This window comes from Pseudomonas sp. SJZ077, assembly GCF_007993905.1.
GTDB classification, from domain to species: Bacteria; Pseudomonadota; Gammaproteobacteria; order Pseudomonadales; family Pseudomonadaceae; genus Aquipseudomonas; species Aquipseudomonas mandelii.
In genome coordinates this window covers 62,539-76,961 of sequence record NZ_VIUJ01000008.1, presented here as the reverse complement: position 1 = coordinate 76,961, position 14,423 = coordinate 62,539, and the positions used below count along the sequence as shown (strand labels likewise).

The window sequence follows — 14,423 nt, the reverse complement described above, 5'->3', positions numbered from 1 at the left end:
CAAAGGATTCCCCATGGGTTTAAGCAAACGCGATCAGGCACACATCGAGCGTCGCCTGATTGCCACCCTGACTGAGGCGTGTGAAACGGCCAAAGCGCACATCGTCGGCTTTGAATGGCTGACCCACGAAGTCGATTACGAGGAGTTTCCTTCCAGCCTGAGGGTGGTCTGGGTTTTCGACACCCAGGCCAACAAGGATCAGGCGCTGGCGAGCGGGCAGGGCGAACGCATGGTCGAACTGACGGCTACAGCGTTAAGCGAAGCGGATGTACACGTCAGATCGGTCGCGGCCCATGTGCAGTTTGATTCTGAAGAACAATGCCAGCGCGCCAATGGCGGCAATTGGCAGCAACGCCTGGCGCGTAAGCGCTAGCCCTGTAGCGAATCGGCTTCGTACCAGCACGCTTTGGACTCAATACAGGTGTGTTTCTGCTTTAAGGCCAGGAAAGGCGTATCCAGCGTACCGATCGCTATCGAAACCCAGTCCGAAAACGCCCCCTTCGAATCAGACCAGAACAGCGAAGACCCGCAGTGGGAGCAGAATTGGCGTGTGACGCCTTTGGACGATTCGTAGCCCTTGAGCACCTTTGCACCGGCAACCATTGAAACCGTCGACCTGGGAGCGCTCGCATACGTCGCGAATGCCGCTCCATGACTCTTTTGGCATTTTTTGCAATGGCAGTGGGTGACGGCTTTCAGTTCGGTGGATACGTGATATTCAACGGCGCCGCATAGGCAACTGCCTTGGTGAAGCTCGTCCATGTTCATCGGTTCCATGATTTTCGTCGCGCCACTTTAGCCGCCCGGCGCAAGGTTTGGCCATGACTTCACCGCTCAGAAAGCGACAGCGCAGAATCAGGATCACGGCGCACCAAACATCATCGTCCAGTAAACCCCTTCATCACTGCGTGCGTCCGCTGCATACGCCGCGCCCACCTGGGTAAACATCGGGTTCATCAAGTTGGCGCAATGCCCGGGGCTGGCCAGCCAGCCTGCCATTGCCTTGCCCGGTGAGCTCTGCCCGGCGGCGATGTTTTCGCCGATCTGCCGGCCTCGGTAACCGGCGGCCCTTGCTCGATCCGCCGGGCCATCACCGTCGGGGTCACGGTGTGCAAAGTAATTGCCATAGGCCATGGCCTTGCTGTGCCCTTGCGCTGCCGCGCCGAGGGCGGGGTTCCAGCTCAGCGGTCGTGCGGCGGGGTAGCGCTGACGACCGCACATCCGTGATTTGGCCCGGGCGGCATTGACCTGCGCCAACAGCCCCTTGCTCGCCGCACGGGAATCACCCACACGGCTATCGAGAACGGGTTGCGCCAGCACGATCTGCCACTCGCTTCGGGCTCGACTGACGCCAATGTCGGCGTACTGGTTATCCAGCAGCGCCCCGCAATACTCGTCCTGAAACAGGTCAAACGCTTCGTCGGCGTCCTGCGCGCCTACCACACGCAGGGTGCGCACCGTCACCGCTGCATAGCCTGAAGCCTTCAATCGATCGCGCAAACCGCCGCCATAGCCAATCGGCAACGCCAGGTTCGACTTCAATGACAGCGGGGCCAAACGTTGGGCCGGGCGCCTGTCGCAACGTTGCGGGTGGGCGCGGTAGTCGTTGATGGCTTCCACCAGTTGCCGTTCACCACTGGCATAAGCAGGACTGGCAAACAAAGCAAGCAAAGGCATGAAACAGAGCGAGACAAAACGCAAGGCAAGGCGAGGTTGGCGCATGGGACGGCAGCTCTGATGAGATGACAGCGGCAATGGGAATTCACGGCTCGGCTAAGACTTGCGTTCAGGCGCTAGGTTCAGGCGTGAAGAGGGGAAATTTGCGCTGGAGACAGCGGCGGTGACTACCGCATGTCGCAAAACACTGAAAGTCCGGCGTCAGGCATCAAAGAGTGGCGGGCGCCGCCGATAACGTGTTCATAAAAGCGACGTACCGAGAGGGCTACCCCATGTCTATAAAATTACGTTTGTTGCTGCTGATTGGTACGAGCTTGCTCACCGCGCTGATCGTGAGCCTGGTCAGTTACGTGGGAAACACCCGGATGGCCGAAGCGGTGAAGGACAACGAGGTCAGCTTGACCGCGCTGCGCAATCACCTCGAAGCCGACATGATGCACGACGCACTGCGCGCCGATGTGCTGTCCGCGATGGTGGTCGGACTGGGCAAAAGCACCAGCAGCAAAGCCGAGGTGCACAGTTCCATCGAGGAGCATGCGGCGCATTTTCGTGAAGTGCTGGGTGAAAACCTCCAGTTGCCGGTCAACGACACCATCAAGGCGGGCTTGAACAAGGTCAAGCCGAGCCTCGACACCTACATCAGCGCCGCCGAGCGCATTGTCGGTCTGGCGCTGGAAAATCCGGATTCCGCGCAAAAGGAACTCGGCACGTTTAATACCGCGTTCAGCCAACTGGAAGACCAGATGGCAGCCCTCAGCGAGGTGATCGAAACCAGCACCCAACAGACCAGTAAAAACACCGAGCAGGCCATCAGCAGCGCCAACTTCACGCTGGGTATCGTGCTGATCGCCAGCCTGTTGTTACTGCTGATCCAGGGACGCTGGGTGATTTCGAGCATCATGGGGCCGTTGCAGACCGCCAGCCGCATTGCCCAAAGCATCGCCCATGGCAACCTCAGCGAGCCGATTGTCGAACCGACCCACAATGACGAAGCGAGCGCCTTGATCCGCAGCCTGGCGACCATGCAGCGTGACTTGCGCGGCATGATCGAGGTGGTTCGCAGCAATGCGCATGGCGTCAGCGGCATGAGCGTGCAGTTAAGCAGTGGCTGCCATCAGGTCGCCGACAGCAGCCAGCAGCAAAGCGTCGCCGCCAGCACCATGGCCGCTGCCGCCAGTGAGATGACTGCCAGCATCGAGGAAGTCACCCGTCACGCCGAACGCGCGCTGAACATGGCCAACCAGGCCGAGGCATTGGCCAAGGACGGTGGTCGGGTGATTCATCAGGTGGTCAATGACATGGATGGCATTGCGCGTTCGGCGCAGCAGTCAGCCCAGGTGATCCGCACGCTGGACAAGGAGTCCGAGGGGATTTTCAGCATCATTCAGGTGATCAAGGGCATCGCCGATCAAACCAACCTGCTGGCCCTCAACGCCGCCATCGAAGCTGCTCGCGCCGGTGAACAGGGCCGTGGTTTTGCCGTGGTGGCCGACGAAGTCCGCAGTCTCGCAGGACGCACCAGTGCCTCCACGCAGGAAATTGCCAGCATGGTCGCGCGCATCCAGCAAAGCACCCGCGAGGCGGTGACCAGCATGGAGGCGGGCGTGGCGCAGGTCGACAAAGGCATGGCCGTGACCGCCGACGTCGAGCGCGCGATCCGCGAAATCCTCGAAGCCACGCTCAATACCACTGAGCTGGTGAATGACATCACTCGCACGATCGGCGAGCAGAGCCTGGCCAGTAACGAAATTGCCCAACAGGTGGACATGATTGCCGGGATGTCGGAGGGTAACAGCAAGATTATTGGCCAGACGGCTTCGACGACTGATGAGCTGTCGACCTTGGCGGGCAAGCTGTCGCAGTCAGTGGATCGGTTTCGGCTTTGAGGCTTGTGCGCTGATCCATTGATTCTTGGTGATATTGAAGGCCTCTTCGCGAACAGGCCCGCTCTTGCATGGGGTCTGCTTCGAACACAGATCCTGTGTTCAATGAAGATCTCATGCAGGAGCGAGCCTGCTCGCGAATGCGCCAGATCAGACAGCGCAGAACCTATCCCTTAAAGATATTTATCCGTCACCGCGCCCTCCGAAGCACTGGACACAGTCTTCGCATACTTGGCCAACACCCCGCGTTTGTATTTGGATTCCGGCCGCACCCAACGGGTCTTGCGCTCGGCCAATTCCGCGTCTGAAACATCCACCGTAATCTGACGGGTCTCAGCATCGATGGTGATCCTGTCGCCGTCTTCAATCAGCGCAATCGGCCCGCCGTCAAAGGCTTCCGGCGTGATATGCCCCACCACAAAACCATGGGAACCACCGGAGAAGCGGCCGTCGGTGATCAGCGCGACATCCTTGCCCAGCCCTTTGCCCATGACTGCCGACGTCGGCGAGAGCATTTCGCGCATGCCCGGCCCTCCCTTGGGGCCTTCGTAGCGAATGACGATGACGTCGCCGGCCCGGACTTCGCCATTGAGAATCCCGGCCAACGCGCCTTCTTCACCGTGATACACGCGCGCCGTGCCTTCAAAGCGCAAACCTTCCTTGCCAGTGATCTTGGCCACCGCGCCCGTCGGCGAGAGGTTGCCGCGCAGCACCACCAGATGAGAGTCCTTTTTGACCGGCTGATCGAACGGCAGAATCACGTCCTGGCCTTCGGGGTAGTCGGGCACGTTTTCCAGGTTCTCGGCCAGGGTCTTGCCGGTCACCGTCAACACATCGCCGTGCAGCATGCCGGCCGCGAGCATGCGTTTCATCAGCGGCTGGATGCCGCCGATGGCCACCAGCTCGCTCATCATGTATTTGCCGCTGGGACGCAGGTCGGCCACGACCGGGGAGATCTTGCCCAGCTCGACAAAATCATCCAGCGTCAGTTCGACATCCACGGCATGCGCCATGGCTAAAAGGTGCAGCACGGCATTGGTCGAGCCGGCGAGGGCGATCACCACGCGGATGGCGTTCTCGAATGCCTTGCGGGTCATGATATCGCGCGGCTTGAGGTCCAGCTTGAGCAGCTCCATGACCTGCTGGCCGGCGCGGAAACTGTCCGAGGCTTTATCGCTGCCGACGGCGTCCTGGGAGCTGGAACCGGGCAGGCTCATGCCCAAAGCCTCAATGGCCGAGGCCATGGTGTTGGCCGTGTACATGCCGCCGCAGGAGCCGGGGCCAGGGATCGCCACTTCCTCGATCTGCTTGACCTGAATCTCGTTGATGTCACCCCGGGCGTGCTGACCCACGGCCTCGAACACGGAAATGATGTCGGTGTGGCCAGCGCCCGGGCGGATGGTGCCACCATAGACGAAGATCGACGGGCGATTCAGCCGCGCCATACCGATCAGGCACCCCGGCATGTTCTTGTCGCAACCGCCCACGGTCACCAACCCGTCGAAGCCTTCGCAACCGGCCACCACCTCGATGGAATCGGCGATCACTTCCCGCGACACCAGCGAATACTTCATGCCTTCGGTGCCGTTGGCGATGCCGTCGGAAATGGTGATGGTGTTGAAAATGACGCCCTTGGCGCCCGCGGCATTCGCGCCTTTTTCGGCCTCGATGGCCAGCTTGTCGATGTGCATGTTGCACGGCGTGACCATCGCCCACGTCGAGGCGATGCCGATCTGCGGTTTCTTGAAGTCTTCATCCGTGAAGCCCACGGCCCGCAGCATGGAACGGCCGGGCGCGCGCTCCACGCCGTCGACCACTTGAGAGGAGTACTTACGCAAATTGTCTTTGTCGCTCATGACGTTCCCTTCTATCCAGATCGCTGGCCCGACCGGTGTGGCCCGAAGCAACGCATAGAGTCTAGACCCGGCGGCGACAAAAATCAGTTTGCTAATCCAGCGATCCCGCACACACCGCCCGAAGACATCCGCGCAACCACTGGTGCGCGGCATCGGCGTCCATTCGCGGGTGCCAGAGCATTGAAACGGTGATCACTGGCGTGGCGACCGGAAGGGGAAAACTGTGGAGGCCGGCGCGCAGCGTGTGGGTGTGGCGTTCGGGCACCGTCGCGATCAGGTCCGAGGCCCGGGCCAACGCCAGGGCCGCGGAAAAACCGCCGACGATGGTGACGATCTCACGGGTCAGTCCAAGCGTGTCCAACGCATCATCCATTGGCCCTTGGTCCCGTCCGCGCCGCGAGACCAGGACATGCCGGCCGGCCGCATACCGGGCGGGCGTGATCTTGCCCTTGCTCAGTGGATGCCCCGGCCGTACCACGCCGATGAAACGGTCCTGGTACAACGCGCGGGTACGCACTTCCGGGCTGGTGGTGTCCGCCACAACGCCGGTTTCCAGATCGACCGTGCCGTCCCGCAGCAGGGTGCTGTCCTGGTTCAGTTTCTGCAAAAAGTGCAGCCGTACCCCCGGTGCTTCCTCGCTGAGGCGAGCAATCAACGCCGGCCCGAAGTTTTCTACAAAGCCGTCGCTGGTGCGCAGGGTGAAGGTTCGTACCAAGTGCTTGAGGTCCAGCTGCTCGGCGGGGCGCAGTACCGCTTCGGCGTGCTGCACCAGTTGGCTGACGTGTTCGCGCAGTTCCAGTGCCCGGGGTGTCGGCACCAGGCCGCGTCCGGCGCGGACCAGCAGGGGATCGCCGGTGGTTTCACGCAGTCGCGCCAGCGCCCGGCTCATGGCCGACGGGCTCAGCCGCAGTCGTTGGGCGGCACGCGCCACACTGCCTTCTGTGAGCAGCGCGTCGAGGGTAATCAGCAGGTTCAGGTCGGGAGTCGTCATGCTTTAACGTTAGCACGGCCGGATGGTGACATGGCGTTGTATGCAGGTATCAAGTGCAAACGGTGCGTCTTCCGCCTTGTCAGGCGCCGGCATACGCTGAAGGTCTACAGTTCACAAGTGAGCCCTACCATGAAACTTATCGCATCCTCCGGTTCGGTCCGCTGGGCGTTGGCCAGTCTCTCGCTGTCGATGCTGATGCCTTCGCTCGACACCAGCATCGCCAATGCAGGCTTGCCCACCTTGTCCCAGGCACTGGACGCTTCATTCCAGCAAGTGCAGTGGATCGTCCTGGCCTATCTGCTCGCGATAACCACCTTGATCGTCAGTGTTGGACGTTTGGGCGACATCGTCGGTCGTCGCCGCTTGATGCTGGCCGGCATCGCCATTTTTACGTTGGCTTCGCTGGCGTGCGGCCTGGCGCCGTCGCTGGGGTGGCTGGTCGCCGCCCGGGCCGTGCAAGGTCTGGGCGCCGCGATCATGTTGGCGCTCACCGTGGCGTTGGTCGGTGAGACGGTGCCCAAGGCGCAGACCGGCAGCGCCATGGGATTGCTCGGCACGGTGTCGGCGATCGGCACGACGCTGGGGCCGTCGCTCGGCGGCGTGTTGATTTCTGGCTTCGGCTGGCAGGCGATTTTCCTGGTCAACCTGCCGCTGGGTGTTTTGAACGCTGTGCTCGCCTATCGCTATTTGCCCGCCGATCGCCAAGCGCCGAAGGTTCAGCGCGGCGCATTCGATCTGGTCGGCACGCTGGTGCTGGCCCTGACGCTCGGTGCGTATGCGCTGGCCATGACATGGGGCGAAGGCGATTGGGGTTCGCTGAACCTTGCGTTATTGCTCATCGCTGTTGCCGGGGCAGGCGTTTTCCTGTTCGTCGAGGCGACAGTTGCATCGCCTCTGATCAAACTGGCGCTGTTGCGTGATCGGGGATTGAGCGCGAGCCTGGCCATGAGCATGCTTGTCTCGACGGTGATGATGGCGACGCTGGTGGTCGGGCCGTTTTATCTCTCGGGCGCACTCGGTTTGAATGCTGCGTTGGTCGGGCTCGTGTTGTCCGTCGGTCCGCTGGTGGCTGCATTGGCTGGCGTCCCTGCAGGTCGCCTGGTGGATCGTTTAGGCGCCCGGCGCATGACGGTGGCGGGGCTCGTCGCGATGGCGCTCGGCGCGTGCGTGTTGTCGCTGATCCCGGCGCGTGTCGGCATCATCGGCTACCTCGCGCCGATTGCAGTGATGACTGCCAGTTATGCGCTGTTCCAGGCGGCCAACAACACGTTGATCATGACCGATGTGAGCCAGGATCAGCGCGGTGTCATTGCCGGACTGTTGAGCCTGTCACGCAATCTCGGCCTCATCACCGGCGCCTCGGTCATGGGCGCGGTGTTTGCGCTGGCGTCCTCGACGCCCGACATCACCCATGCAGCCCCGGAAGCGGTCGCCCACGGCATGGCGATCACCTTTGCGGTCGCGGCGGGGCTGATTGGCCTGGCGTTCGCCATTGCGTTGCCCGCGCTGAAAAGAGAACCCGTGGTGGCGTAACGCAGAAGAAAAAAAACGCCCGCCAAAAAAACGGGTTGGCGGGCGTTTGGGAAGCGTTATTCAGGAACTGAAAAAGCCCCTTGTAGACGTCTTGCTGTTCACCTGAGCGTGGAGCTTTTGTGGTGAGGGGATTTGTTGTCGAGCATTGAATGGGTGCTCGATCAGCGGCAGGCGTAGCAGAAGTCCGAGTTCGTGTCGGAACCGAAGTCAAAGCCACCGTCGGCAACACGGTTCTGCATCAAACGATCAGACCCGCCTTCCGCTACACGCGTACCGCGCATATTGCTGTTGGCACCGTAGGCAAGGCTGTTCTGCTTCAGATGATCGGAGCCATCCGATGCCAGTTGCCGTTCTCTCAAGCGATCAGCGCCGCCTTCGGCAAGGCTGTTCTGCTTGAGGTGGTCGGAGCCGTCCGATGCCAGCTGCCGTTCTTTCAAGCGATCAGCGCCACCTTCGGCAAGGCTGTTCTGCTTGAGGTGGTCAGAGCCGTCGGACGCCAGCTGCCGTTCTTTCAAGCGATCAGCGCCACCTTCGGCAAGGCTGTTCTGCTTGAGGTGGTCAGAGCCGTCGGACGCCAGCTGCCGTTCTCTCAAGCGATCAGCGCCGCCTTCGGCAAGGCTGTTCTGCTTCAGATGATCGGAGCCATCCGATGCCAGTTGCCGCTCTTTCAAGCGGTCAGCACCGCCCTCGGCAAGGTGTTGGTCAGCGGGTTTATCAGCGGCGTGTTGGACCAAAGGGGCCGTTGCATCCCGATCTCCGCCTGCCCGGCTGCCGCCGGCAGCGCCAGCGTGTGGTTCGGCGGCGTGGGTCATCGCCGATATCAAGCCGGTGGTGGCAAGGAGGGCGATGCCCAATACAACGTTTGGCGTTTTCATCCTGTTTTCCTATTTGATCAGGGGAGGTTCAAACGCCAAGAGGCTTTGCATGAGTCCGGCGATCCGACGTCAGCGTCGAATTGACTTGAGCCTGGACGTTTTTGGGTCCGGTCAAGCCTTGGCATTTGACGTCTGTATCTTAAACAGAGGCGAAATTACGTCACTTATGCCTAGGTTGCTTCGAAGGGATATATAGGTGTTAAGGATTCACCCACAGGTATGACTTGCAACAGCAAGCGGATTCTGAATCGTCACCGCGTGATGCAACGAATGCCGACCCAGGGCCTCATATGAAAAGGACGGGTCCATCGGTGCAGGTACGCATGGGATGGCCACGCGCACAATTTTTCCCGACAACAGGTGATTGCTTTTATGACCGCGGCTGACAAAAACCATGTGACCTGGCTGGTTGAACAATCGATGCTGCATGCCGCCAGGCAGCGGGCCAAGCTCTATTCGGGGCAAGGTCGACTGTGGCAACAGCCTTACGCCCATACCCGGCCCCGTGATGCTTCCGCCTTGGCCTCGGTGTGGTTCACCGCCTACCCGGCGTCCATCGTCACCCGCGAAGACGGCAGCGTGCTGGAAGCCCTGGGCGATGAAACCTTATGGCATGCCCTGTCGAAAATCGGCATCCAGGGCATTCACAACGGGCCGCTGAAAATGTCGGGCGGCCTGACAGGCACCCAACGCACGCCGACCATTGACGGCAATTTTGACCGCGTCAGTTTCGAGATCGACCCGGAACTGGGCACCGAGGCGCAGCTCCAGGCGCTGGTGCGCATGGCCGCCGCGCACAATGCGGTGATCATCGATGACGTGATCCCTTCGCACACCGGCAAAGGCGCAGACTTCCGCCTGGCCGAGATGGCCTATGAAGACTATCCGGGCCTCTACCACATGGTCGAAATCCGCGAAGAGGACTGGCCGTTGCTGCCGGACATCGCCGATGGCCGGGATGCACAAAATCTCAGTCCGCTGCAGGTCGACGTGCTCCGGGACAAGCACTACATCGTCGGCCAGTTGCAACGGGTGATTTTCTTCGAACCCGGGGTCAAGGAGACCGACTGGAGCGCGACGCCAATCGTGATCGGCGTCGATGGCAAGCCGCGACGCTGGGTCTATCTGCATTACTTCAAGGAAGGGCAGCCGTCGTTGAACTGGCTGGACCCGACCTTCGCCGCGCAGCAGATGATCATCGGCGATGCGCTGCACGCCATTGACGTCATGGGCGCGAAAATCCTGCGCCTGGACGCCAACGGATTCCTCGGCGTGGAGCGCAAGCTCGACGGCACAGCCTGGTCTGAAAGCCATCCGTTATCGATCACCGGTAACCAGCTGCTGGCCGGGGCGATCCGCAAGGCCGGCGGTTTCAGTTTCCAGGAGCTCAACCTGACCGTCGATGACATCGCCAACATGTCCCACGGCGGCGCCGACCTTTCCTATGACTTCATCACCCGACCGGCCTACCAGCACGCGCTGTTGATGGGCGACACCGAGTTCCTGCGCTTGATGCTGCGGCAGATGCACACCCTCGGCATCGACCCGGGGTCGCTGATCCATGCCTTGCAAAACCACGACGAACTGACCCTGGAGCTGGTGCATTTCTGGACGCTGCACGCCCATGACACCTACCTCTATCAGGGCCAGAGCTTCCCGGGCAACATCCTGCGTGAACACATTCGCGAGCAGATGTACGAACGTCTGGCGGGCGAGCACGCGCCCTACAACCTGAAATTTGTCACCAACGGCGTGTCTTGCACCACCGCCAGTATCATCACGGCAGCGCTGGGGATTCGTGATCTCGACGCGATCACCGAGGCGGACATCCAACAGATTCGCCAGGTGCATTTGCTGTTGGTGATGTACAACGCGATGCAACCGGGCGTGTTTGCGCTGTCCGGCTGGGACCTGGTCGGCGCGTTGCCGTTGCCAGCGGAACAGGTTGAGCATTTGATGGGTGACGGCGACACGCGCTGGATTCATCGTGGCGCCTACGACCTGGTGGACCTCAATCCGGACGCACCGCTGTCCGCAGGGCAAATGCCACGGCCGAAAACTTTGTACGGCAGCCTGCCCAGCCAGTTGAAGGACTCGGATTCGTTCGTCTCGCAACTCAAGAGAATCCTCGCCGCGCGCCGCGCTTACGATATCGCCGCCAGTCGGCAGATCCTGATTCCTGATGTCCAGCATCCGGGGCTGTTGGTCATGGTCCACGAATTGCCGGCCGGTAAAGGCACGCAAATCACTGCGCTGAACTTCGGCTCGACGCCGATCACCGAAACCTTGCACCTGCCCAATATTGCGCCGGGCCCGGTGGTCGACATCATCAACGAGCGAGTCGAAGGTGATCTCACGCCTGAGGGTGATTTCACCATTACCCTGGATGCCTACGAAGGGTTGGCACTGCGCGTGGTGAGCAGTTCGCCGATGATTTGAGGGCGTTGGCAGGCGTCTGGGAACAAGGTCATAGACAGGCGTTGTTCACAGCGCATCGCCAAGTAATTTCAGGTATTCGGGACTTTCGGAAATGGAATTGTGGCCCACCCCCGGTACGACTCGCAGCGTGGCCACGCCTTTGGCGAAATGCGTGTAGAGCAGCTCGGTGCTTGAACGCGGTATGACTTCATCGTGCTCCGCCGCGATCAGCAGCGTCGGTATCGTGATGTGCGCCGCGTACTTCCAAGATTCAAAGCGCTCCTGCAGCAACCACTTCACCGGAAACCACGGGAACTGGCGCACGGCGAGGTCTTCCAGGCTGTTGTAGGGCGTAATCAGGATCAGGCTCGAGGCCGGCCGCTGGCTGGCGAGGCGCACGGCGACCCCCGAACCGAGGCTGCGTCCGACCACGGCGATGTGCGGATGAGTGCCGTAGACCTTGTCAAACAAGGTCATGGCATCGCGCTGAATTGACTCCTCCGAAGGCGAGCCGGAGCTACCCCCGAAACCTCGATAGTGCAGCAAATAGATCGCATGCTCCGGGAATGCCTGGGCGAACCCTGGCAGGTTGCGAGAAACATCCTCGGCATTGCCGCCGAAATAGATCAACGCCTTCGGCCCGTCGTGGGGCCTGATCGACACCGCCACGTCCACATCGTCCACCGTCAGCTTGAGCAGCGTTTCGGACGTCTCGATGGCGCTGGGCTGCGGGAAGTAGATGAGCGCGCGCTGAAACACGAACAGCGCTGCACAGAGCGCCAGGTACAACGCGACCAGGATGACGACGATTAACACCAGGGTTCGTTGCATTCGGCTAACTTTAGTGGGCGACATTGACGGCTCTGGGCTGAGAAACCCAATCCACTGGATCGGAGCCAGAGTTTAGTTCATCGGTAGTGGGGCACACCAAGTCCGGCTACAGAGGAGGGCGCCCATGCCCATCGCGGCAAAATGGCTCGACGTGCAGCCCGGCGAAAGAACCGCCCTGATGCTGGGGTTCGCGTTCCATTTCTGCGTGCTGGCCAGTTATTACCTGGTGCGACCGTTGCGCGATGCCCTGGGCCTTGAGGGCGGTGCCGACAAATTGCAGTGGCTGTTCACGGCGACGTTCGTGGTGATGTTGCTGATGGTGCCGGTGTTCGGATTGCTGGCGTCGCGGCTGCCGGCCACGCGGTTCGTGCCGTTGATCTATCGCGTGATCGCCGCGTCGATGATGGTGTTTGGTGTGTTGATCGCCAATCGCATTGCGCCGGTGGCCGTCGGGCGGGTGTTTTTCGTCTGGATCAGCATCTACAACCTGTTCATCGTCAGCATTTTCTGGAGCGTGCTGGTCGACCGGTTTTCCAGTGAACAAGGGCGACGGTTATTCGGGTTCATCGCCGCGGGTGGCACCCTGGGCACGTTCATCGGGCCGTTGCTGGCCGCGACCATGGCCACGCGATTGGGCCCGGTGGCGTTGACCGTCGCGGCGGCGTTGCTGCTGGAAGTCGCGGTGCGCTGCTATCGGGCGCTGCTCTCGCGCACCCAATCGCAGTCCGGCAGCCGCTTGATGGAGGATCGGCGCATGGGCGGCAGCATGCTGGCCGGGATCACGTTGATTACGCGTTCGCCTTATCTGCTGGGACTGGTGTTGTTCATGTTGCTGCACACCAGCGCCGCGACCTTGTTGTATTTCGAGCAGGGAAGGATTGTGGCGGGTAGCTATGCTGATGTGGCCAGCCGGACGCAATTCTTCGCCGTGGTCGATTTGATCGTGTCGGCGCTGACCTTGATCTTTCAACTGCTGTTGACGGCGCCGTTGATTCGGCTGGTCGGTGTCGGCGGGGCGCTGGTGGCATTGCCGCTGGCGACCATCGTGGCGTTTAGCGCCATGGCGCTGGCGCCCGTGCCCGCTACCGTCGCCCTGGCGCAGGGGCTGCGTCGTGCGGTCGAGTTCGCTATCGTGCGGCCGGCGCGTGAAGTGTTGTGGACCGTGGTCAGCCGCGAGGAAAAGTACAAGGCCAAGAATGTGATCGAAACCCTGGTGTATCGCGGCGGAGACGCCGCCAGTGGCTGGTTGTCGGTCGGTCTGACGGCATTGGGCGCCGGTTTTGGTCTGGTGGCGCTGGTGATCGTGCCGTTTGCCGGGCTGTGGGGCTGGTTATGCCTGTGGCTGGCCAGGCATCAGGAAAAACAGGTTGAAAGCAAAAAGGTGGAAGGGTCATTCCATGAGCCACACTGATGAATACACACGTCGCCAAATACTCACGCTGGCTGCCGGTGCTTCGGCGGTTTTCACCTTCGGCCCGGCCTTCGCTGCAACCACGCCGTCGAAGGACACAGGAGGCAAGAACATGCTGACCCGCGCCATTCCTTCCAGCTCCGAGCCATTGCCCCTTGTCGGGTTGGGCACCTATCGCGGGTTTGATGTCGGGCCTTCGAGCCCCGCCTACAAGCAGTTGCCCGCCGTTCTGCGCGCATTGTTCGAGAAGGGCGGAAAGGTAATCGATAGCTCGCCGATGTACGGCCGCGCGGAAGAGACGACCGGTGAGTTGCTGTCGATTCATGAGCCACGTTCGCCCGCTTTCCTGGCCACCAAGGTCTGGACCCGTGGCCGCGAAGAAGGCATCGCGCAGATGGAGCAGTCCTTCAAACTGCTGCAAACCGATCGCATCGATCTGATGCAGATCCATAACCTGCTGGACTGGCAAACCCATTTGCCGACCTTGCGCAAATGGAAGGAAGAAGGGCGCATCCGCTACATCGGCATCACCCATTACACGGCGTCGGCGTATGACGAGGTGGAAGCGGTGCTCAAGGCCGAGCCGTTGGATTTCTTGCAGATCAACTATGCGCTGGATGACCGCGGCGTCGAGAAACGCATCCTGCCGCTGTGCCGCGAACGTGGCGTGGCGGTGATCTGCAATCGGCCGTTCGGCGGCGGCAACCTGCTCAGCCGCTTGAAGGACAAACCCTTGCCGCGCTGGGCGGCGGACGTGAGGGTCAACAGTTGGCCGCAGATGGCGCTGAAGTTCTTGCTGTCGCATCCGGCGGTGACCTGCGTGATTCCCGGTACCGGCAACCCGCGCTACATGGCGGACAACGCCGGCGCCGGTTTCGGGCCGATGCTGACCGGTGCGCAGCGCGAGCAGTTGATCGATATCGTCGGTTAACGACAAGGTCTATTTTC

Annotated in this window: 12 protein-coding genes; 7 read left to right on the top strand and 5 right to left on the bottom strand. The window is 61.2% G+C overall.

What is annotated here, in order from left to right; translation table 11 throughout:
• The first annotated feature begins 13 nt into the window (after positions 1-13).
• Positions 14-373, top strand: coding sequence for a hypothetical protein (locus tag FBY01_RS14175; protein ID WP_145308337.1), 360 nt, complete (start codon positions 14-16; stop codon positions 371-373).
• On the opposite strand, the gene FBY01_RS14170 is transcribed toward FBY01_RS14175, so the two are convergent.
• Both FBY01_RS14170 and FBY01_RS14165 read right to left on the bottom strand, forming a co-directional pair.
• Positions 370-762 carry a GFA family protein gene (locus FBY01_RS14170; protein WP_145308339.1) on the bottom strand — a complete coding sequence of 131 codons (393 nt, stop codon included), beginning with the start codon at positions 760-762 and terminating at the stop codon, positions 370-372. The genes FBY01_RS14175 and FBY01_RS14170 overlap by 4 nt on opposite strands.
• A 99-nt stretch (positions 763-861) precedes the next feature.
• Positions 862-1,722: a CAP domain-containing protein gene (locus FBY01_RS14165; protein WP_010455357.1), complete on the bottom strand. Its 861-nt coding sequence runs from the start codon at positions 1,720-1,722 to the stop codon at positions 862-864.
• A gap of 227 nt (positions 1,723-1,949) precedes the next feature.
• Here FBY01_RS14165 and FBY01_RS14160 point away from each other — a divergent pair, with 227 nt between their 5' ends.
• Entirely contained in the window at positions 1,950-3,563 is a 1,614-nt protein-coding gene (locus FBY01_RS14160) for a methyl-accepting chemotaxis protein (protein ID WP_077749481.1), read from the top strand.
• Positions 3,564-3,733: 170 nt separating this feature from the next.
• On the opposite strand, the gene ilvD is transcribed toward FBY01_RS14160, so the two are convergent.
• Complete coding sequence (ilvD, locus tag FBY01_RS14155; RefSeq protein WP_145308341.1) at positions 3,734-5,416, bottom strand: dihydroxy-acid dehydratase; 1,683 nt, start codon at positions 5,414-5,416, stop codon at positions 3,734-3,736.
• 91 nt (positions 5,417-5,507) lie between these two features.
• Positions 5,508-6,407: a LysR family transcriptional regulator gene (locus FBY01_RS14150; RefSeq protein WP_010455351.1), complete on the bottom strand. Its 900-nt coding sequence runs from the start codon at positions 6,405-6,407 to the stop codon at positions 5,508-5,510.
• A gap of 129 nt (positions 6,408-6,536) precedes the next feature.
• Here FBY01_RS14150 and FBY01_RS14145 point away from each other — a divergent pair, with 129 nt between their 5' ends.
• The 3 genes from FBY01_RS14145 (at position 6,537) to treS (ending at position 11,254) form a co-directional block, all read left to right on the top strand.
• The gene (locus FBY01_RS14145) at positions 6,537-7,940 is read left to right on the top strand and encodes an MFS transporter (protein WP_083376455.1); all 1,404 of its coding nucleotides are present in this window, start codon (positions 6,537-6,539) and stop codon (positions 7,938-7,940) included.
• Positions 7,941-8,089: 149 nt separating this feature from the next.
• A complete protein-coding gene (locus FBY01_RS31560; RefSeq protein ID WP_178113256.1) occupies positions 8,090-8,899 on the top strand; it encodes a hypothetical protein in 810 nt (269 codons plus the stop codon).
• Positions 8,900-9,187: 288 nt separating this feature from the next.
• Positions 9,188-11,254 (top strand): maltose alpha-D-glucosyltransferase, encoded by a 2,067-nt coding sequence (gene treS / locus FBY01_RS14135; RefSeq protein ID WP_010455345.1) that lies wholly within the window; start codon positions 9,188-9,190, stop codon positions 11,252-11,254.
• Positions 11,255-11,299: 45 nt separating this feature from the next.
• On the opposite strand, the gene FBY01_RS14130 is transcribed toward treS, so the two are convergent.
• Complete coding sequence (locus FBY01_RS14130; protein WP_083376465.1) at positions 11,300-12,088, bottom strand: alpha/beta hydrolase; 789 nt, start codon at positions 12,086-12,088, stop codon at positions 11,300-11,302.
• Between the two features lie 100 nt (positions 12,089-12,188).
• On the opposite strand from FBY01_RS14130, the gene FBY01_RS14125 reads away from it, so the two are divergent.
• The gene (locus FBY01_RS14125; protein ID WP_083376466.1) at positions 12,189-13,475 is read left to right on the top strand and encodes an NTP/NDP exchange transporter; all 1,287 of its coding nucleotides are present in this window, start codon (positions 12,189-12,191) and stop codon (positions 13,473-13,475) included.
• Positions 13,462-14,406 carry an aldo/keto reductase gene (locus FBY01_RS14120; RefSeq protein ID WP_083376467.1) on the top strand — a complete coding sequence of 315 codons (945 nt, stop codon included), beginning with the start codon at positions 13,462-13,464 and terminating at the stop codon, positions 14,404-14,406. Before FBY01_RS14125 ends, FBY01_RS14120 begins: the two co-directional genes overlap by 14 nt.
• Positions 14,407-14,423 lie beyond the last annotated feature (17 nt).